Genomic DNA, 18682 nt, shown 5'->3' with positions numbered 1-18682 from the left:
GCCCACTGATCCCACTGTTCAGGCGGCCACCAGCGGCAGGCCGTCCGGGCTGGTCATGGCCAGGCGGGTCTGCATGGTGCCCCGGCTGGCGATCTTGTCGTAGTAGGCCGACCGCCGCCGGGCCACACAGCCGTCCTTCGGCGGGGCCTCGGCCGCCAGCGCCGGGTCCAGGTGGGTGTTCATCCCGTCCCGGAGCAGGACCAGCGCCTCGGCCCGCAGCTGCGACACCCGGGACTCGCTGACTCCCAGTTCCGCCGCGATCTGGGCCATCGGCCGCTCGTCGAAGAAGTAGCCGCGCACCACCACCCGCAGCCGCTCCGGCAGCGACTCCACCGCGTGCCGCAGATAGCCGAATCGTTCCCGGCGCAGCAGCATCTCCTCCGGGCCGGCGCCCGGTTCGGTGACGATGTCGTCGGCGGTCGCCGTCGCGAACCCCTGCAGGCTGAAGACGGTCGCCCGGTGCACGTCGCCCTCGCCGTGCTCGATGTCCTCGACGGTGCAGCCGAGTTTGTCCGCGACCTCCTGCACGGTCGGCGTCCGGCCCAGGGTGGCCATCAGCTCCTCGCGGGCCGAGTCGGTGCGCCGGGCCCGCTGCCGCACCGACCGGCTCGCCCAGTCCAGGCCGCGCAACTCGTCCAGCAGGGCACCGCGCACCCGGGCCGCCGCGAACCGCGGGAACGGCACTCCGCGCTCCGGGTCGAATCCCCGGGCGGCCGCCACCAGCGCGGCGTAACCTGCTGACAACAGATCGTCCCGGTTCACGTGCGAGGGAACCCGGGCCAGCATCTCCCGGACCAGGTGCCCGACGAGCGGCATGTTCGCCCGGACGATGTCCTCGCCACGCCGCTCGATCGCAGGTGTCTCAGCGCTCATCAGGGGGTCTCCTCTTAAACCAAGCCGGTCAGGGGGTCGTCCGGCGCTGAGGAAAAAGATGAGGTGCGCTGAGTGCGATTCGGTTCGCCTTCGGGTGCAGGGCGGTTGCGGATTGTTCCCGGTACAATGATCGGCAGCGGTCTCCCTCATGCGCGGACCGCCCCTCGGATCGACCACTACGCGCTTTGACCAGCACCGCGCCTAAGCCGGGAGTATTTGGTCAGCGCCGGGTAGGACGACCTCGACAAACTGGGAGTTCCCAACTTCATGACGACCTTCACCGAGCTCGGCGTGCCCGCCGTCCTCACCACGGCACTCACCCGGCTCGGGATCGACAGCCCGTTCCCCATTCAGGCCGCGACCCTGCCGGACTCACTGGCCGGCCGCGACGTTCTGGGGCGCGGGCGCACCGGATCCGGCAAGACCTACGCCTTCGTGATCCCGCTGGTGGCCCGCCTCGCCGCCGCCGCACGGAAGCCGCAACCCGGCCGTCCCCGGGCGCTGATCCTCGCGCCCACCCGGGAGCTGGCCACCCAGATCGAGGCGACACTGAAGCCGCTGGCCGACGCGGCCGGGCTGCGGACCCTCGTCGTCTTCGGCGGTGTCGGCCCCAACCCGCAGATCAAGGCGCTGCGCGCCGGCGTCGACGTGCTGGTGGCCTGCCCCGGCCGGCTCGACGACCACATCCGCGGTGGCCACGCCTCGCTCGACGCGGTCGAGGTGACCGTGCTCGACGAGGCCGACCACATGGCTGACCTGGGCTTCCTCCCGGTGGTGCGGCGGCTCATGTCGCAGACCCCGGTCGGCGGCCAGCGGCTGCTCTTCTCCGCCACCCTGGACAACGGGGTCGACGTGCTGGTGCAGAAGTTCATGCGCCAGCCGGTCACCCACCACGTCGACTCGGCCGCGCAGGCGCCGGTCGAGATGGACCACCACGTGCTGCACGTCCGGGAGGACGACCGGTTCGGCATCCTCGTCGAGCTGCTGTCGGCCCCCGGCCGTTCGGTGGTCTTCACCCGCACCAAGCGGCGTGCCAAGGTGCTGACCCGCCAGCTCAACACGGCCGGTGTTCCCGCTGTCGAGCTGCACGGCAACCTGGCGCAGAACGCCCGTAACCGCAACCTGTCGGCCTTCTCCGACGGCAGCGCGGGCACCCTGGTCGCCACCGACATCGCCGCCCGTGGCATCCACGTCGACGACGTGGCCCTGGTCATCCACGCCGACCCGCCGGTCGAGCACAAGGCCTACCTGCACCGGTCCGGCCGGACCGCCCGGGCCGGTGCCCGCGGCACCGTGATCACCCTGATGACCGACGAACAGCAGCATGATGTGCGGGATCTCACCCGCAAGGCCGGCATCCGGCCGGTCACCACCCGGACCCGGCCCGGTGACGCGCTCCTCGCCGAGCTCGCTCCCGGCGAGCGGACCTTCGTCACACCGGCTCCCGTGGTGGCTCCGGTCTCCCGTCCGGCCGGTTCGACGCGCCCGGCGTCGCCGGAGTCCACCGGTGAGGGCGACGGCCGGTCCCGGTCGCGGCGTCCCCGTCGCGGGCGTGGGCAGGCCGGCGCTTCCGGCACGTCGTCCAACGGCGCGGAGGCGAACGTTCCGCTGTTCTCCAGTGTGTCCTCCGGCATCGCCGCCTCCGACGCGGCCGGTGGCCGGGGACGCCGGGGCGGTCGCGGTCAGGGCACCGGCCAGGAGCAGGGCGCGGGCCAGGCGGCCGGCGGTCGCGGTCGCGGCGCGGGCCAGGCGCGGGGTGCCGGTCAGGCGCGCGGCACCGGGCAGTCCCGGGGTGCGGCCACTTCTTCCCGATCTGGTACGCCCCAGCAACGGTCCACCACGGGCGGCTCGTCGTCCACCGGTGGCGGAGCGGCGGCGTTCTCGTCCCGTGGTGGCGGCCGGCGCACCGGTCGCTGACCGGTTCGAAGAACCAGCTGGCCGGTTCGGACAACGAGCGGGCCGGTTCGGAAACTAGCAGGCCGGTCACCGGATCTCCGGTGACCGGCCTTTTCGATGGCCGGGGTCAGGCCTCGGGCACCCGGACCGCGAGTTCGTCACCGAGCTGGTAGCCGGGGCACAGTTCCAGTTCGTCACCGCTCCAGAACCGGCCCGGGTCGTACCAGTTGGCCTTGCGGTCCCGGGGCAGCAGACCCATGTCCTCGTACGTCACGGCGACCACTTCGGCGCAGTACGCCTTCTCCAGGGTGGCGTCGCTGACCCGGTCGCCCTTCTTCCAGGGCAACTGGATCTGGGGCACCCGGCCGCGCGCCCACCGCAACGCGAGCTGGGACGTCGAGGGGAACGGCGTGCCGTCGAGGCGGGCCACTGTCTTGAGCGCTTTGTCCTCCATGGCCCGGGTGACGCCGGGGTCCAGTTGACGCAGATAGCCGCGCTGGCCGTAGCGGCGGGCCCAGACGGTGACCGCGTCGCGCAGGTCGTGTAGCTGGACGCCGCGCTGGAACCCGCCGGACCACATGTCCGGCAGGGATCTGCCCAGTTCGGCGTGCCACATGAGCGGTGGCATGTCGTCGATCACGAGGGACATGCCGACATGGTTCACCGGGCTGTTGGTGAGGGTCTGGATGGCTCGGTCCGGGCCGGAGCGGCCCCGGAAGATCCAGATGTCTCCCGTACGGGTCAGGTCGATGGCCTCGTCGAGGCTTAGTTCGGCAACCACGGGCTCTATTCTCGGCTGATGCGTTGGTGGAAGATAGCGGGACTGGCAGGGCTGGCTGGCGTGGCGGCGACCGGGGCGGTGATCGCCCGGCAGGAACGCAAGCGCCGTTCGTACTCCCCGGAGGAGATCCGGAGCAAACTGCACGAGCGGGTAGCCGAGTCGGCAGTCAAGCCTGAGCTGGGCGATTCTTAATTCAGTTGAAGATCAACGGCAAGGCCGCCGTCGAGAAAACCACTCGACAACGGCCCTAGTTCTTCACGACGAGATCGGTGTCGCGCAGTAGCGACCAGAGCCCGGCGCCGTCGGGGGCCGAGAACCAGGTCTTGCCTCCGGAGGGCACGACCTCGGCGGTCTCCGACGGGCCGGGGATCGCGCCGGCCAGCACGGCCTGGGCCGGGGAGAGCCGCCGGATCGCGACGGCGGCCACGTTCTCCGGGTGCTCGCGGGCGAACTCGGAGTAGATCTCCTGGTCGTGTTGCCCGTCGTCGCCGATGAGCAGCCACTTGACGTCGGGGAACTCCTGCGCGAGCCGTTGCAGCGATTTGCGCTTGTGCTCCTGGCCACTGCGGAACCAGCGGTCCGGGGTGGGACCCCAATCGGTCAGCAGGATCGGGCCGGCCGGGTAGAGGTGGCGGCTGAGGAACCTGGTCAGGGCGGGTGCGACGTTCCACGCGCCGGTGGAGAGGTAGACGACCGGGGTGCCCGGATTGGCGTGCACCAGCCGTTCGTAGAGGACCGCCATGCCGGGGACCGCGGCGCGCGCGTGCTCGTCGAGCACGAACGTGTTCCACGCGGCGAGCAGGGGCCGCGGCAGGGTGGTGACCATCACCGTGTCGTCGATGTCGGAGATCACCCCGAACTTGACCGCCGGGTCGAGCACCCGGATCGGGGCGTCGACCGGGGCGGTGCCCTCGGTGGAGAGTTTCGCGCTGCCCCAGCCGGGATCCAGGTCACCCTTGACGATGACGTCGAGGTAACCGCTGCGGTCGGTGCGGGCCTCGGTGACGGTGCTGCCGAGTTCGACGCGGACCAGGGCACTGCTCACCGGGGTGGTGGTGAAGCTGCGCCAGCCGCGGACCTTCTCCCGGCGGCGGGGGGCCGAACCGGGACGGGTCAGCAGCACGCGGCCCATCACCCGGGCCCAGCCGGGAGCGCCGTAACCGGTGTACGCGGTGATGTACGGCTTCCAGCCACGCACCCGCAGACGGCGCTCGACGATCTCGTGCACGGCGTCCTCGATCAGGGCCGCCCGATGGATCCGGACCCCCGGCGCGGATCCACCCACGGGAGTAATCGTCACCATCGCCTCCTTGCCGTTGCCGTTCCGCCGTCCGCCCGGCCACGTTACCGGGCCGTTGTCACGGTCCGCTGGGAACGGTGAGCGGCTCTCAGTTGGCCATCAGGCGGCCGCGGAGAGTTCGGCGGGTGCCCACTGTTCAGCCCACCACTGCTGATCCGTGGTTTCCGCTTCCGGGCCGCGCAAACGTGCGGTGGCGGCTTCGGTTCGCAGACCACGCAGGGTCTCGGCCGCCGCTTCGGCGCCACGCCAGGCGGCGCGTTCCTTCTCGACCGCTTTCCGGTACGCCGCGAACCGGTGTTCCCGGACCGCGTTGCGCAGTTCGGCCTCCTGCTGCACGGGGTGCAGGCGGGGGTTCCAGCCGCGGTGCGCGTAGACGTCGTTGAGCTGGGCGATCGACAGGTTCTGCGAGCGGCACAGTTCGGTGGCGGCCCGGTGCAGGTAGCGCTGGCGGTCGACGTTCTCGCCGGGTCGGCGGCGGCGGCTCATCAGCGGGAACGCGGTGGCCGACCCGGTCCGGCGGGCCGCGTCGGAGGCTTCTTCGTAGGCGTCCCAGGCCCCGTCGACGGCGTCCTGCGCGGCGGCCCATTCGGTGCGGCGCCGCCCGGCGGCCTCGGCGGCCTCGATCGCGGCGGCTTCCAGGGTGGCGGCGAACCGGTTCTCGTCGTCGGGGATCCGGGGTGCCCGGATGCCGCGGGGCAGGGCCGCCGCGGCGACGGCGATGCCCAGCGCGAGCAGGATGATCAGCCAGATCGCGGTGGCCTGCGGCACCGCGCCGAAGAAGGTCTGCAGTACGTATTCCATGGTGTACCCCCAGAAAGTGGATCTACGGCCGGTTGGCGGGGCCCACGGGTGGGCCCGTCAGAGGGCCGGGGGCGCCCGGGAGCCGTGGGTTCCGGGAATAACACCGGTGCGGAGACGAGTGGTGAACGTCACGGCGACCACAGCGGCCGGCGTGAAGTCGGCCGGAGCGGCGGCGACCGGCGCGACATCGGCGGCCGGGGCGACGGCGACGGGCGCGACATCGGCGGCCGGAGCGACCGGTGCGGCCGTGACGGCGACCGGGGCTGCGGCGGGAGCGGCCTCGACCGCCGGAGCAGGACCGGGAAGTCGCAGGGTGACGGCGAGTGCCAGCATCGCGAGGCTGGTCAGGAAACGCAGGAGCCGCTGCCCGTCCCCAGGACGTGCTACCGGCTGCGCCACCGCGATCACAGCTGTCAACCTACTCGTACGCCCTGCTCAGCCCGTCGGACGAACGCGTCGCGACCACTCTTTCGGGGACATCCGGCGGCGATCCGGCCGGTGGCCGCGGCGAGGGACGATGGAGGGATGGACCTTCAGGTGGTGGAGCAGGTGGCGCGGCTGGACGAGTGGGTCGCCGAGGGTGGCGTGGCCGTGCTCAGCGGTGCCGGCCTCTCAACCGATTCGGGCATCCCCGACTACCGGGGCCCGTCGGGTTCGGCCCGCCGCGGTTCGCCGATGACCTATCAGAGCTTCACCGGCGATCCGCTGGCCCGGCGGCGCTACTGGGCGCGCAGTCACCTGGGCTGGCGGACGATCGGCGACGCCCGGCCCAACGCGGGGCATCGCGCGGTGGCCCGCCTCCAGGAGCAGGGTCTGCTCGCCGGGGTGATCACACAGAACGTGGACGGGCTGCATCAGGAGGCCGGTGCCCGGGACGTGATCGAACTGCACGGCAATCTGGCCCGGATCGTCTGCCTGGGCTGTGGTGACCTGACCGGCCGGGCCGAGCTGGAGGAGCGGCTGACGGCGGCGAACCCGGGGTTCGCCGCGGTGGCGACGTCGGTGAACCCGGACGGTGACGTGGAGCTGGACGAGACCGAGGAGGCCGGGTTCACCGTGGTGGACTGCCGGTCGTGCGGCGGGATGCTGAAACCGGACGTGGTCTATTTCGGCGAGACGGTGCCGCCGGACCGGGTGTCCCGGGCGTTCGCGACGGTGGCCGGGGCGCGCTCGCTGCTGGTCCTGGGTTCGTCGCTGACGGTGATGTCGGGGCGCCGTTTCGTGCTGCGGGCGGTCCGGGACGGGATCCGGGTGGCGATCGTGAACCGGGGCGTCAGCCGGGGCGAACCGTACGCGGATCTGATGATCGACGCCCCGCTCGGGGTGGTCCTGCCGAATCTCGGCGCATCCGTTGTCGACAGCCCGGTTACCGTCTTGAGATCGAAATAGGTCGCTCGATCCGTTGACGTGACGACCCTCACTGATGTTGACTGCCGAAACCGGTACCGAAACCGGTTCCGAAACTCACCGGCAACACTGCCGGAAACATGAGGAGCGAGTGTGGCCATCACCATCGCTGACGTGGCGGCCCAGGCCAAGGTCAGTAAGACCACGGTGTCCCGGGTTCTCAACGGCAAGGGTGAACTGGACGAATCGACGGCCGCCCGGGTCCGCGCGGTCATCGACGAACTCGGCTACGTGCCAAATGCCCGCGCGGTCAATCTGGCCCGCGGGCGCACCCGGGTGGTCGCCATGCTGGTCCCCTCGCTCACCTGGCCGTGGATGAGTGAGGTGGTGCAAGGCGCGGTCGACGTCCTCGAGGCCGAGGAGTACGGCCTGTTGCTCTTCACCGCCAACCGCGGCGCCGACTCGATGCGGCAGTTCAATGCCCAGGTAGCGGCGAAATCGTTCGACGGGCTGCTGGCGATCGAGCCGGAGGGCACCATCGACTACATCGTCACCCTGCACTCGCGGGGCCTGCCGATGGTCCTGATCGACGACCGTGACCAGGTCGCCGGGCAGATCCCGAGCATCGGCACCACCAACCACACCGGGGCCGGTGAAGCCGCCCGGCACCTGGTCGAACTCGGCCGGCACCAGCCGCTCATGATCACCGGCCCGTCCCGGTTCGGCTGCACGCAGCAGCGCCGGGACGGGTTCGCCGCGGTCTACGCCGACGCCGGTCACCCGATCACCGAGGACCGGGTGCTGCTCGGCGACTTCACCTTCGACTGCGGCACCGCGGCGATCCAGCGGGCGATCGCGGACGGCGTGGAGTTCGACGCCGTCTTCTGCCACAACGACCTCTCCGCGGCCGGTGCGATGCAGGCTCTGACGGAGTCCGGCCGGCGCATTCCGGAGGACGTCGCGGTCGTCGGTTTCGACGACATCTCGATGGCCGCGCACACCCAGCCGCCGCTGACCACGGTCCACCAGCCCATGCGCGAGATGGGTGAGGCGGCGGCCCGGACTCTGCTCGCCCACTTCGAGGGCACCCCGCTGCCGAACCGCCCGACGATCATCCCGGCGACGTTCACCGTCCGCGAGTCCACCAGCTAGGCATAAACGCGGTGCGCTGTGGTTCCGGGATCGTTTACCGTCCGCACCTTGACATCATCCCCGCCCTCAAGGGACGGGAATTCCGGTGGTCGCCCGCCGGGTTTCCTGCTTCACAGCCTGCCGCCCCGGACGGAGGTTTCCCCGTTGAGGTCTTACGCCAGCTCCACAGGCAGACACCGCCGGCCCGGCGGCCAAGATGTTTCTCGCTGCGTTGACGTCGCGGTCGTGGAGGGTGCCGCAGCCGGGACACACCCACGTCCGTACGCCCAGCGGCAGTGTGTCGATCAGGTGCCCGCAGTGCGAGCACAGTTTCGACGACGGGTACCAGCGGTCGATGACGATCAGGTTCCGCCCGTACCAGGCGCATTTGTAGGTGAGCAGTTCCCGCAACAACGACCAAGCGGCGTCGGAGATGCTCCGGGCCAGACGATGGTTCTTGACCATGTTTCGCACGGGCAGATCCTCGATCACGAGCGTTTGAGTCTCACGCACGAGCCGAGTCGTCAGTTGATGCAGATGGTCACGGCGCCGGTCGGCCGTCCGGGCATACGGCGCACCGTCTTGCGGCACCGGCCGCGACCACACCACTTGCAGGGGTGTGGTCATCTTGGCCAGGGTCAGCTCACCATCACGCCACCGGAAGGCCGAGGCGGTGAACTCTGCCGACGCCTTCGACCGGCGTTTGGACTTGAACCGCGGAAACCCGGCCCGCTTCTCGAAGAACGCGGTGAATCCGCCCTGCGGATGCCGCTGGCACTGCTGCAACGGCACACACGACACCTCGTTCAGAAACGCCAGCTCCTCGGATTTCTTCCACACCGTCAACATCGCGCCGGTAGCCGCGTAGTTCACCCGTTCGTGGCGCTCGGACCAGGCAACGGTCTGGGCTTGCAGGGCAAGGTTGTAGACCTTGCGCACACCCGAACGTCCGCACCAGCAGGCCGGCCTGCCGATGCGTCGGATAGAAGCGAAACCGGTAGGCCCGCTTCGCGGGGGCGCTCATCCACAATGGATAGCACACCTGTTTCAAACCGGGCCCGTAGGGGTTCCGGTGCACACGCCGATCCACCTCGACGGCGGATCGGCTATCCCTGACCGGCCCCACAGGGCACTCCGTTTCCTCCCCGGCCTGAAGGCCGGAGTCTCCACGAAAGGAATCTGATGACCGATTATCTCGATCTGAACCGGGCCAACTGGGACGACCGCGCGGTGGCCCACACCGCCTCACCGGACTACCAGGTCTCTCGTTTCGCCGACGACCCCCAGTTCCTCAGTGAGGTGGTCCGGTTCGATCAACCCCGGCTCGGCGACGTGGCCGGGCTGCGCGGGGTGCATCTCCAGTGCCACATCGGCACCGACACCCTGTCGCTGGCCCGGCTCGGCGCCACCATGACCGGCCTGGACTTCTCCGGCGCCTCCCTGGCCTCGGCCCGTTCGCTGGCCGCCTCCGCCGGCGCGGCCGTCGACTTCGTCGAGAGTGACGTCTACTCGGCCCGGTCGGCCCTCACCGGCGAATTCGATCTCGTCTACACCGGGATCGGGGCGCTCTGCTGGCTGCCCGACATCAAACGCTGGGCGCGGACGGTGGCGTCACTGCTGGCGCCGGGCGGGCGGCTCTTCGTCCGTGAGGGGCACCCGGTGCTGTGGTCCCTCGACTACGAGCGCACCGACGGACTGCTCTCGATCACCGAGCCCTACTTCGAGACCACCGAGCCCCAGGTGTACGACGAAGCCTCCACCTATGTGGCCACCGAGCACGTGTTCACCCACACCGTCACACACGAGTGGAACCACGGCATCGGCGAGATCGTCACCGCCGTTCTCGAAGCCGGTCTCGTCCTCACCGGCCTGGAGGAACACCAGAGCGTGCCGTGGAACGCGATCACCGGCCGGATGCAGCACATCGGCGACGGGGAATACCAGCTCACCGACCGGCCCGCCCGTTTACCGCACAGTTACACCCTCCAGGCCACCCGGCCCGCCGTTTAGTGATCGCCATAGCCGGGGTATGAGTCGCTCACCCCTCGGCTATGGAGGCTCTCAAATGCGTATCGGTGCGGTAATTCTTGTCATCTGGCTCATTCTCGGCGGCATCGCGGCCTACGAACGCGGCTATTTCTCGGACACCGAGGACGCCAGCTGCGCGGAGGCGGGCACGGTCATCGTGACCACGGTCGCCGGCCCGCTCAACTGGATGGGTGTCAACCCGAAGATCAAGTGCGACGTCCCCGAGCCCAGCAAGTAATCTCTACCGACCGACGGCCGGCGGGGCCGATCGACTCCGCCGGCTGCCTCTCGCGTCCTAGCTGTTCCGCGTCTTGCTCTTCCGCGTCTTGCTCTTCCGCGTCTTGCTCTTCCGCGTCCTAGGTCTTCCGCGTCTTGATCTGGAGCGCGCTCCAGGTCATACCGTCGATTCCGGATCGACGGGAATCGACGGGAGAACATCATGGAACTACGGGACTTCGGGCGTCTGGGCCGGATCAGCGCACTGACTCTCGGTGGTGGCGGCATCGGCGGCGTGTGGGGCAGCACCGACCGTGCGGAAGCCGTCGCGACCGTCCACGCCGCACTCGACGCCGGGATCACGATGCTGGACCTGGCCCCCAGTTACGGCACCGACTTCGAGTCCGAGCGGGCCGTGGCCGACGCCCTCCGGGGCTCCGCCCGCGAGGTACGGATCACCAGCAAGGTCCAGTTGCAGGACGACGAGGGCCGCGATTTCGCCGCCCGCATCCGCCGCAGCCTGCGGGACAGTCTCACCCGGCTCGGCCGCGACCACCTGGACCTGTTCCTGCTGCACACCCAGTTCCGGCGGGCCGGCACCACACTGTCCGGCACGATCGCTCCGGCCGACTACCAGGACGAGATCGTGCCCGAGTTCGAACGACTGCGCGCCGAGGGCCTGATCGGGGCCTGGGGCATCACCGCCGTGGGTGATCCGGGACCACTACTGGACGCGTTCCGGGCCACGCCGGCTCCGGACGCCGCCCAGATCGTGGTGAACGCCCTCGACCAGTCCGGCGACCTGTGGATGCACGGCGACACCGCCCGCCCCGGCAACGACGCCCTGCGGGCCGCCGCGGCCGCCGCCGGGATCGCGGTGATCGCCATCCGCGCGGTGGCCGGCGGTTCCCTGACCAGCGCCCTGGACCGCACGGTGCCGCCCACCCATCCGGCGGCAGTCGACTTCGCCCGCGCCGAACCGTTCCGTGAACTGGCCGCCGAACTCGGCGAGTCACCCGCTTCGCTGGCCCACCGCTACGCCCTCTCGGTCCCCGGAGTGGCCACCGTCGTGCTCGGCGTCAAGAACCGCGCCGAACTGTCCGAATGCCTGAAAGCCGAGTCCCAGGGCCCGCTCTCCCCCGCCGACCTGGCCGCCGTCCGCGCACTCGCCTAAACAGACAGCGTGGTGAGCCAGGGTCCGGATCGAACCGCTGCTCACCACACAGTTGCGGGATCGCCCGCCCGTGACGAGTTGGGGTGCGATTCGAACCCCACCTCACCACGCGGGGCGTCAGCTCGCCCAGGGTGGGGTGATCGTTGTGCCGTCGGGCATGGTGGCCTCGAAGCCGGCGCTGGTGGTCACCCACGCCGAGGCGGTGACCGGGCCGCCGTTGCCCGCCTGGAACTCGCTGCCGGCCGGAACCACCACCACGTCACCCGGCCCGGCCAGCCCGGCCACCCCGTCGAGGCGGAACGACAGGGCGCCGGAGAGCACCATCAGCACCTCGTCACGCCCCACCCGATGCGGCGATCCGGTAACCCCGCTCGCGATCTCCACCCGCCAGGCACAGAGCTCACGGCTGCCGTTCGACGGCGACGCGTACGCGTGGAAGACCACCCCGTCCATCCGATGCGCCACCGCCTCGGACCCGCGATAAACCGACATGTTCCCTCCTCATTTAGTCAATCTGCTTGACTAAATAGTCAAGCAGATTGACCGTCGTGTCAAACTGTTCCGGTGCCCGACGATCTCCACGACATCCCGGTGCTCCTGCTGAGCGCGGCCCGAGCCCTGGTGGACGGCATCGACTCCCGGGTCCGGGAGGCCGGCTTCACCGACATCCGCCCCGCCCACGGCTTCGCCTTCGCCCGGATCTCCGGCGCCGGTGCCACCGTCACCGAATTGGCCGAGCATCTGGAGATCACCAAACAGGCCGCCAGCCAGATGGCCGAGGAGTTGATCCGGAAGGGCTACCTGAAACGCGGCCCACACCCCGCCGACGCCCGAGCCCGCCTCCTGACCCTGACCGAAAGGGGTAACGCCTGCACCGAGGCCGCCACCGCCGCCGCCAATGCGACCCTCCGCCCACTGGCCACCGCCTTGACCCCGGGCCAGATCGCCGCCCTCCGCACCGCCCTGCTCCACCTGGCCGAGCCGGGCCGTATCCGTCCCGTCTGGTGAACCGGCTCAATTCACTGTGGACATGTTGAGAGATCTCAGCTCTTGCCGATTCCGGGCCGGTCGCCGCCGGAAAGCAAATGATGTTCGTCGTGCAGAGTCCCCAGATCGCCGCTCTCATCGACGCCCCCGAACCAGGCGCCGTCGACCGCCTCTGGGTCGAGGTGATCAAGACCGGGACACCCTTGATCGAGCCATACGATGACGGCCGGCACCTGGTCACCTTCCTGAGGCGGGGCGGGGCGGGGCGGGGCGGGGCTACTGGGCGGATGTCCGCACCGGCACTCCCGGCGGCCGCGTGGAGGACGGGATTCTCATCAGTGCCGCGCTGAGAACCGAGATCCGGGTGACCGAAAGCCTTCCCGTCCGACACCGACCGCACCGGCCTGCCACAACGTCATCGTCGGCATGTCCCGGGGCGGCCTGTACGTGAATCGGCGCCACGATTTCGCCGCTGCCCTGATTTCGACGAGCACCAGAGCAGTCCTATGAAAAGCTGGCAAGCTGTCCCGGGCCGCACGGCCCGCCTCGCCGGCCATCGCATTCGGCCCGGAACCCGCGAGGAGACCGGAACCGACGTCCACCAGGCGTGATGGCACGCGACACCCACCTGCGCCTGGAATCCCCGGACGCGTAAAAAATCACGCCCTTGATCGCGTCTTTAAAGGCTTTGGGGGCGACGGTGGCCACCGGGGGACCGAATCTGATCCACCCGGAGTGGCCACCGCCGCCCCCAAGACAACCGTTCCACTGCCGGACGATTCGCCCTGGAATCAGTCCCTTTCGATCAGATGGCCGATGATCTGCGGGCCCATGATGACCGGGTTGCCGGAGCCGTCGCGGCGGGCGTCGGGTTCGGGGAGCTCGACCGGGTCGCCGGTTTCGGAGGCGCCGACCGGGCGGGGGCCGACCCAGGCGATCGTCAGGCGGGTCTCGCCCTTCAGGAAGCGCTGGACCCGGACGCCGCCGGTGGCGCGGCCCTTCGCCGGGTACGACGCGAACGGTGACACCTTGACCTGCGTGCCGGTGGAGGTGACGACCATCGGGACGCCGTGCTGGTCGTCGGCGGTGGCGACCGCGTTGAACGAGACCACTTCGGCGTCGGCGGCCACGTTGACGCCGGCCATGCCGCCGCCCTTCAAGCCCTGTGGCCGGACCAGTTTCGCGGGGAAGCGCAGCAGGTTCGCGTCCGAAGTGACGAAGACCAGGGCTTCGGTGCCGTCGGTGAGCCACGTGGCCTGGAGGACCTCGTCGCCCTCCTTCAGGGTGATCACCTCGAACTCGTCGGAGCGGACCGGCCACTCCGGCGCGCACACCTTGACGAAGCCCTGCCGGGTGCCCAGCGCGAGGCCCGGCGAGTCGCCGTTGGTGAGCGGTGCCATGCCGACGACCCGTTCCCCCTTGTGCAGCGGGACCAGCTCGGAGGCGGACATGCCGCCGCGCAGCGAGACAGTGCCGGACTGGTCGGGCAGGACCGGCAGGGTCAGCACGTCGGTCTTGAATGCCCGGCCCAGGTTGGTGACCAGCACGATCCGGCCACGGGCGGTGGAGTGGATCACCGCGCGGACCGCGTCGTGCTTGGTGCGGCCGCTGCGGCTGCCGGCTTCGGTGGATTCCTCGCTCTCCGCGGCGGTCCGGGCGATCAGGCCACTGGCGGAGAGGATGACCTGGCAGGGGTCGTCGGCGACCTCGAGTGGGCCGGCCGGCACCGAGGCGGCGAGCACCTCCTTGAGGTCACCGTCGATGAGCGTGGTCCGGCGGGCGGCCCCGAACTCCTTGGTGACCGCGGCCAGCTCGTCGGAGACGAGCTTCTTGAGGACGGCCTCGTCGTCGAGGATGCGGCTGAGCTCGGCGATCTCGCCGCGCAACCGATCCTGTTCGGTCTCCAGCTCGATCCGGTCGAACCGGGTGAGCCGCCGCAGCGGGGTGTCCAGGATGTAGGTGGCCTGGATGTCGGAGAGCCCGAACTCGGTCATCAGCCCGGTCTTGGCGGCGGCCGCGTCGTCGCTGGCGCGGATCAGCGCCACCACCCGGTCGATGTCGATCAGGGCGATGAGCAGGCCGTCGACGAGGTGCAGCCGGTCCTCGCGCTTGGTGCGGCGGAACAGCGTCCGGCGGGTCACCACGTCGTAGCGGTGCTGGACGAAGACCTCCAGCAGGGCTTTCAGGCCGAGGGTCCGGGGCTGGCCGTCGACCAGGACCAGGTTGTTGATGCCGAACGAGCTTTCGAGGGGGGTGAGCCGGTAGAGGTCGGCGAGCAGGGCCTGCGGGTTGACGCCGACCTTGCATTCGATGACCAGGCGGATGCCGTGCTCGCGGTCGGTGAGGTCCTTGACGTCGGCGATGCCGGCGAGCCGGGCAGCCTGGCGCTGGCCACGCCGCGGACCGGAAGTGATCACTTTGCCCTTCACCTCGTCGGTGATCGCCTCGATGATCTTCTCGGCGCCGACGCCGTAGGGCAGTTCGGTGACGGTGATGGCCTGCCGGCCACGGCCGCCCTCGAGTAGGCCGGTCTCGGCGCGGGCCCGGACCCGGACCACACCACGGCCGGTCTCGTACGCCCGCCGGACCTCGTCGAGGCCCAGCAGCTGGCCGCCGGTGGGCAGGTCGGGGCCGGGGACCAGGCGCATCAGCTCGTCGAGGCTGGCGCCCGGCTTGCGGATCAGCAGCCGGGCGGCGGCCACGACTTCGCCGAGGTTGTGCGGGATCATGTTGGTCGCCATCCCGACGGCGATCCCGGACGTGCCGTTGACCAGCAGGTTCGGGAAAGCCGCGGGCAGCACCCGGGGCTCCTGTTCGGAGCCGTCGTAGGTGGGCTTGAAGTCGACGGTGCCCTCGCCCAGCTCGCCGACCAGCAGCATCGCCTCGCGGGACATCCGGGCTTCGGTGTACCGCGCGGCGGCGGGGCCGTCGTCGGGGGAACCGAAGTTGCCGTGGCCGTCGATGAGCGGGGTGTTGAGCGAGAAGTCCTGGGCGAGCCGGACCAGGGCGTCGTAGATCGCGACATCGCCGTGCGGGTGGTACTTACCCATCACGTCACCGACGACGCGTGCCGACTTGACGTAGGGCCGGTCTGGTCGCTGGTTCTGTTCGGACATCGACCAGAGGATCCGGCGGTGCACCGGTTTCAGGCCGTCCCGGGCGTCCGGCAGGGCTCGGGAGTGGATGACCGAGTAGGCGTACTCCAGGTAGGAGTCCTCGACCTCGGTGCTGAGCGGGTTGTCGATGACCCGGGCGCCGGCCTGGTCGAACGCTGACAGGTCGATACGCTTGTCGGTTTTGCGGCGTGCCATGGGTACCGTACCTCTCAGGCGTCGATGGTCTCTTGGTCGATCCGGCCGGCGGCCTCGATCAACCAGTTCTTCCGGGGCTCGACCCGTTCACCCATCAGCAGTTCGAGGGTGGCTTCGGCACGTTCGGCGTCCTCGATGGTGATCCGCCGGACGGTGCGCTCGGCGGGGTTCATCGTGGTGTCCCACAGCTCGTCGGCATCCATCTCGCCGAGGCCCTTGAACCGGGGCACGGGTTTCTGGACCTGCTTGCCGCCGCGTTCGATCCGGCTGACGGTGCTCTCCATCTCCTGCTGGGTGTAGGTGTAGAGGGTCTCCGCGTTACGGCCCTTGACCACCACCTTGTGCAGGGGAGGCATCGCGGCGTAGAGCCGGCCAGCCTCGATCACCGGTCGCATGTACTTCGCGAAGAGCGTGATCAGCAGGGTCCGGATGTGCGAACCGTCGACGTCGGCGTCCGCCATGATCATGACCCGGCCGTACCGCATCGATCCGATGTCGAACGTGCGGCCCGAGCCGGCCCCGAGGACCTGGACGATCGCCGAGCACTCGGCGTTGTCGAGGACCTGCTGCAGGCTCGCCTTCTGCACGTTGAGGATCTTGCCGCGGATCGGCAGCAGCGCCTGGTATTCCGAGGACCGGGCCATCCGGGCGGTGCCCAGCGCCGAGTCACCCTCGACGATGAACAGTTCGGAGCGGTCGATGCCGATCGCCCGGCAGTCCACCAGTTTCGCCGGCATCGACGCGCCTTCCAGGGCGGTCTTGCGGCGGGCGGCGTCCTTCTGCTGCTTCTGCGTCAGGCGGACACGGGCCGCGTCCACCACTTTCTGCAGGACGGTGCGCGCCTCGGTCTTGGTGCGGCGACCGTCGATCCATTCTTTGATGTACGTCTCGACCAGGCTCTGCATCACCCGGGTGACACCGGCCGTGGACAGCTCGTCCTTGGTCTGCGAGGTGAACTGCGGCTCCGGCACCCGCACGTGGATGACCGCGGTCATGCCCTCCAGGATGTCGTCCAGGACGGGCGGCTCCTCCTTGGGCTTGAGCAGCCCGCGGGTGTTGCGGATGGCGTCGGTCAGAGACCGCACCAGAGCCCGCTCGAAGCCCTTGCGGTGGGTGCCGCCGTGCGCGTTGCGGATCGTATTGGTGAAGCACTCGACGGTCCGCTCGTAACCCGTGCCCCAGCGGAAGGAGACCTCGATCTGGGCGTGCCGGACCACGTTGGACTGCATCACGCCGTTGGCGTCGGCGGCGTTCTCCTTGTAGACGCCCTCGCCGGTGACCAGGAGCATGCCGGAGACCGGCTTGTCCGAGGCCGGAGCGAGGAAGTCCACCATGTCGGCGAGACCGTTGGGGTAGTGGAACGCCTCGGTGGCCGGCTCCTCGGCGGTGGCGTCGAACAACGTGTACTGCACGCCGGGGACCAGGAACGCGGTGTTGCGCAGCTTGGTCCGGACGTTGTCGACATCGAGCCGGGCGCCGGTCTCGAAGTAGCGGGCGTCGTACCAGTACCGGATCGAGGTGCCGGACGGCTCGCCCCGTTTCATCCGCCGGACCACCCGCAGACCGGGCTCGCGGGTGAACGCCGCCTCCGGGCCGGGCGCGTCGAAGACACCGGGCACGCCGCGCTGGAACGAGATCTCGTGGACCTTGCCATCCCGCTTGACGGTCACGTCGAAACGGTGTGACAGGGCGTTCACCGCGGAGGCGCCGACACCGTGCAGGCCACCGGAGGTCTTGTAGCCGGAGCCGCCGAACTTGCCGCCGGCGTGCAGCCGGGTCAGCACCAACTCGACGCCGCTCAGCCCGGATTTGGCGTGCACGTCGGTCGGGATGCCCCGGCCGTCGTCGTCGACCTGGACCGAGCCGTCGGAGTGCAGAGTGACCGCGATGTTGGTGGCATGGCCCGCCACGCCCTCGTCGGTGCAGTTGTCGATGATCTCGTTGGCGAGATGGTTGATGCCCCGGCTGTCGGTGGAGCCGATATACATGCCCGGGCGTTTACGGACAGCGTCCAGCCCTTCGAGGTGTGTGAGGTCGTCAGCCCCATACAAGGTCTCTGGTTGCGCGGTCACGACGCGGCACTCCCGATCGGCCAGGGTGGTCAAGGACGGCGCGAGCCTACCCGGCGCCCCCGACACTTCTGCCCCAGGCGAGGCAGGTCTAGACCAGTCCGTGGCCGAAAAGGGGATGATCAACACCAAAAAGTGCGCTACACCACACTTGCCAACGGAGCGGTCTGCGGCTGCAGCGCTCGCCACAGGTCCAGCGGGTAGGGCTTGCCCGGAACCGACACTGGTGGCAGTTCCTGGTAGGCGATGAGCTCGTCGGTCACCTGGCGGGTGGCCGAACAGACCACCACGGTGCCGTGCGGCGCGTACGCCTGCAGACGAGACGCTGTGCTCACCACGCTGCCGCTGATCATCCCGTACCCGCCGTCGAAGGCCGCCATCGGGTCGACGATCACCTCACCGGTGGCCAGACCCACCCTGGTCCGGACCGGGAACCTGCCGGCCAGGAGACGCCCCCTCAACGCCTCCTGCACCGACAGGCCCGCTCGAACCGCGGAGGCCGCCGCTTCCGGCCCGAACCCGTCCTCCGCGGCACCGAACACCGCCATCACCGCGTCGCCCACGTACTTCTCGACGATCCCCCCGCACGCACGGACCACCTCGGAGACGACCGAGAAGTAGTCCCGTTGCAGCGCGCGGACCTCCGCACAATCCAGCCGGTCCACCAGAGCGGTGAAGCCGACGATGTCGATGAACAGCACGGTTACGGTCTGTCGCCGCTCCTGAATGACGCTGGTGACGGTGCTCATGTCTTCGCTCCCCCAGATC

19 protein-coding genes and 1 pseudogene are annotated in these 18682 nt (G+C 69.7%); 8 read left to right on the top strand and 12 right to left on the bottom strand.

The features are described 5' to 3' along the window. Positions 1-18: 18 nt before the first annotated feature. A complete protein-coding gene (locus tag BLU81_RS42785; protein ID WP_092554836.1) occupies positions 19-873 on the bottom strand; it encodes a sigma-70 family RNA polymerase sigma factor in 855 nt (284 codons plus the stop codon). 267 nt (positions 874-1140) lie between these two features. Between BLU81_RS42785 and BLU81_RS42780 the strand changes: the two genes are divergently transcribed. Beyond that, positions 1141-2790 carry a DEAD/DEAH box helicase gene (locus tag BLU81_RS42780; RefSeq protein WP_092554834.1) on the top strand — a complete coding sequence of 550 codons (1650 nt, stop codon included), beginning with the start codon at positions 1141-1143 and terminating at the stop codon, positions 2788-2790. Positions 2791-2896: 106 nt separating this feature from the next. On the opposite strand, the gene BLU81_RS42775 is transcribed toward BLU81_RS42780, so the two are convergent. Next, positions 2897-3550 (bottom strand): hypothetical protein, encoded by a 654-nt coding sequence (locus BLU81_RS42775; protein WP_092554832.1) that lies wholly within the window; start codon positions 3548-3550, stop codon positions 2897-2899. Positions 3551-3568: 18 nt separating this feature from the next. On the opposite strand from BLU81_RS42775, the gene BLU81_RS49390 reads away from it, so the two are divergent. After that, positions 3569-3742, top strand: coding sequence for a hypothetical protein (locus BLU81_RS49390; protein ID WP_172890733.1), 174 nt, complete (start codon positions 3569-3571; stop codon positions 3740-3742). 55 nt (positions 3743-3797) lie between these two features. On the opposite strand, the gene BLU81_RS42770 is transcribed toward BLU81_RS49390, so the two are convergent. From BLU81_RS42770 to BLU81_RS49385, 3 genes are all read right to left on the bottom strand, one after another. Continuing rightward, positions 3798-4853 (bottom strand): App1 family protein, encoded by a 1056-nt coding sequence (locus tag BLU81_RS42770; RefSeq protein ID WP_092554830.1) that lies wholly within the window; start codon positions 4851-4853, stop codon positions 3798-3800. A 96-nt stretch (positions 4854-4949) separates the two neighbouring features. Next, positions 4950-5651, bottom strand: a complete 702-nt coding sequence (locus BLU81_RS42765) for a hypothetical protein (protein ID WP_092554828.1) — start codon at positions 5649-5651, stop codon at positions 4950-4952. A gap of 57 nt (positions 5652-5708) precedes the next feature. After that, complete coding sequence (locus BLU81_RS49385; protein WP_172890732.1) at positions 5709-6068, bottom strand: hypothetical protein; 360 nt, start codon at positions 6066-6068, stop codon at positions 5709-5711. Positions 6069-6176: 108 nt separating this feature from the next. Between BLU81_RS49385 and BLU81_RS42755 the strand changes: the two genes are divergently transcribed. Further along, positions 6177-7040, top strand: a complete 864-nt coding sequence (locus BLU81_RS42755) for an NAD-dependent protein deacetylase (RefSeq protein WP_092554826.1) — start codon at positions 6177-6179, stop codon at positions 7038-7040. 111 nt (positions 7041-7151) lie between these two features. Next, a complete protein-coding gene (locus tag BLU81_RS42750) occupies positions 7152-8150 on the top strand; it encodes a LacI family DNA-binding transcriptional regulator (RefSeq protein ID WP_092554824.1) in 999 nt (332 codons plus the stop codon). 66 nt (positions 8151-8216) lie between these two features. Here the strand turns inward: BLU81_RS42750 and BLU81_RS51175 are convergent, their stop codons facing one another. Continuing rightward, on the bottom strand, positions 8217-9068 hold the full coding sequence (locus BLU81_RS51175; protein WP_231953791.1) for an RNA-guided endonuclease InsQ/TnpB family protein: 852 nt from the start codon (positions 9066-9068) through the stop codon (positions 8217-8219). A 31-nt stretch (positions 9069-9099) separates the two neighbouring features. Beyond that, positions 9100-9153, bottom strand: a pseudogene (locus BLU81_RS52190) (hypothetical protein); the annotation flags it as partial. Positions 9154-9311: 158 nt separating this feature from the next. On the opposite strand from BLU81_RS52190, the gene BLU81_RS42740 reads away from it, so the two are divergent. The 3 genes from BLU81_RS42740 to BLU81_RS42730 all read left to right on the top strand — a co-directional run bounded on the left by BLU81_RS42740 (position 9312) and on the right by BLU81_RS42730 (position 11547). Then, positions 9312-10139 carry a class I SAM-dependent methyltransferase gene (locus tag BLU81_RS42740; protein ID WP_092554822.1) on the top strand — a complete coding sequence of 276 codons (828 nt, stop codon included), beginning with the start codon at positions 9312-9314 and terminating at the stop codon, positions 10137-10139. Positions 10140-10194: 55 nt separating this feature from the next. Further along, the gene (locus BLU81_RS42735) at positions 10195-10395 is read left to right on the top strand and encodes a hypothetical protein (RefSeq protein ID WP_092554820.1); all 201 of its coding nucleotides are present in this window, start codon (positions 10195-10197) and stop codon (positions 10393-10395) included. 201 nt (positions 10396-10596) lie between these two features. Beyond that, positions 10597-11547, top strand: a complete 951-nt coding sequence (locus BLU81_RS42730; RefSeq protein ID WP_092554818.1) for an aldo/keto reductase — start codon at positions 10597-10599, stop codon at positions 11545-11547. Positions 11548-11664: 117 nt separating this feature from the next. Here the strand turns inward: BLU81_RS42730 and BLU81_RS42725 are convergent, their stop codons facing one another. Next, a complete protein-coding gene (locus BLU81_RS42725) occupies positions 11665-12039 on the bottom strand; it encodes a cupin domain-containing protein (protein ID WP_092554816.1) in 375 nt (124 codons plus the stop codon). A gap of 72 nt (positions 12040-12111) precedes the next feature. On the opposite strand from BLU81_RS42725, the gene BLU81_RS42720 reads away from it, so the two are divergent. Beyond that, entirely contained in the window at positions 12112-12555 is a 444-nt protein-coding gene (locus tag BLU81_RS42720; protein ID WP_231953790.1) for a MarR family winged helix-turn-helix transcriptional regulator, read from the top strand. 35 nt (positions 12556-12590) lie between these two features. Here BLU81_RS42720 and BLU81_RS48925 read toward each other — a convergent pair whose 3' ends face one another. The 4 genes from BLU81_RS48925 to BLU81_RS42700 form a co-directional block, all read right to left on the bottom strand. Further along, entirely contained in the window at positions 12591-12767 is a 177-nt protein-coding gene (locus BLU81_RS48925; RefSeq protein ID WP_157752020.1) for a hypothetical protein, read from the bottom strand. Between the two features lie 558 nt (positions 12768-13325). Then, on the bottom strand, positions 13326-15845 hold the full coding sequence (locus tag BLU81_RS42710) for a DNA gyrase/topoisomerase IV subunit A (protein WP_092554812.1): 2520 nt from the start codon (positions 15843-15845) through the stop codon (positions 13326-13328). 14 nt (positions 15846-15859) lie between these two features. Further along, positions 15860-17950 (bottom strand): DNA gyrase/topoisomerase IV subunit B, encoded by a 2091-nt coding sequence (locus BLU81_RS42705; RefSeq protein ID WP_373873327.1) that lies wholly within the window; start codon positions 17948-17950, stop codon positions 15860-15862. A gap of 104 nt (positions 17951-18054) precedes the next feature. Beyond that, entirely contained in the window at positions 18055-18663 is a 609-nt protein-coding gene (locus BLU81_RS42700; RefSeq protein WP_092554808.1) for an adenylate/guanylate cyclase domain-containing protein, read from the bottom strand. Positions 18664-18682 lie beyond the last annotated feature (19 nt).

Origin of the sequence: Actinoplanes derwentensis (genome assembly GCF_900104725.1) — a bacterium.
GTDB lineage: Bacteria > Actinomycetota > Actinomycetes > Mycobacteriales > Micromonosporaceae > Actinoplanes > Actinoplanes derwentensis.
This window is presented reverse-complemented; position numbering and strand designations above follow the sequence as displayed.

Bases quoted from the DNA above. Each gene is read 5' to 3' on its own strand.
- BLU81_RS42785 (WP_092554836.1), bottom strand. From the start codon at position 873: ATGAGCGCTGAGACACCTGCGATCGAGCGGCGTGGCGAGGACATCGTC.
- BLU81_RS42780 (WP_092554834.1), top strand. From the start codon at position 1,141: ATGACGACCTTCACCGAGCTCGGCGTGCCCGCCGTCCTCACCACGGCA.
- BLU81_RS49390 (WP_172890733.1), top strand. From the start codon at position 3,569: ATGCGTTGGTGGAAGATAGCGGGACTGGCAGGGCTGGCTGGCGTGGCG.
- BLU81_RS42770 (WP_092554830.1), bottom strand. From the start codon at position 4,853: ATGGTGACGATTACTCCCGTGGGTGGATCCGCGCCGGGGGTCCGGATC.
- BLU81_RS42765 (WP_092554828.1), bottom strand. From the start codon at position 5,651: ATGGAATACGTACTGCAGACCTTCTTCGGCGCGGTGCCGCAGGCCACC.
- BLU81_RS42755 (WP_092554826.1), top strand. From the start codon at position 6,177: ATGGACCTTCAGGTGGTGGAGCAGGTGGCGCGGCTGGACGAGTGGGTC.
- BLU81_RS42740 (WP_092554822.1), top strand. From the start codon at position 9,312: ATGACCGATTATCTCGATCTGAACCGGGCCAACTGGGACGACCGCGCG.
- BLU81_RS42735 (WP_092554820.1), top strand. From the start codon at position 10,195: ATGCGTATCGGTGCGGTAATTCTTGTCATCTGGCTCATTCTCGGCGGC.
- BLU81_RS42730 (WP_092554818.1), top strand. From the start codon at position 10,597: ATGGAACTACGGGACTTCGGGCGTCTGGGCCGGATCAGCGCACTGACT.
- BLU81_RS42725 (WP_092554816.1), bottom strand. From the start codon at position 12,039: ATGTCGGTTTATCGCGGGTCCGAGGCGGTGGCGCATCGGATGGACGGG.
- BLU81_RS42710 (WP_092554812.1), bottom strand. From the start codon at position 15,845: ATGGCACGCCGCAAAACCGACAAGCGTATCGACCTGTCAGCGTTCGAC.
- BLU81_RS42700 (WP_092554808.1), bottom strand. From the start codon at position 18,663: ATGAGCACCGTCACCAGCGTCATTCAGGAGCGGCGACAGACCGTAACC.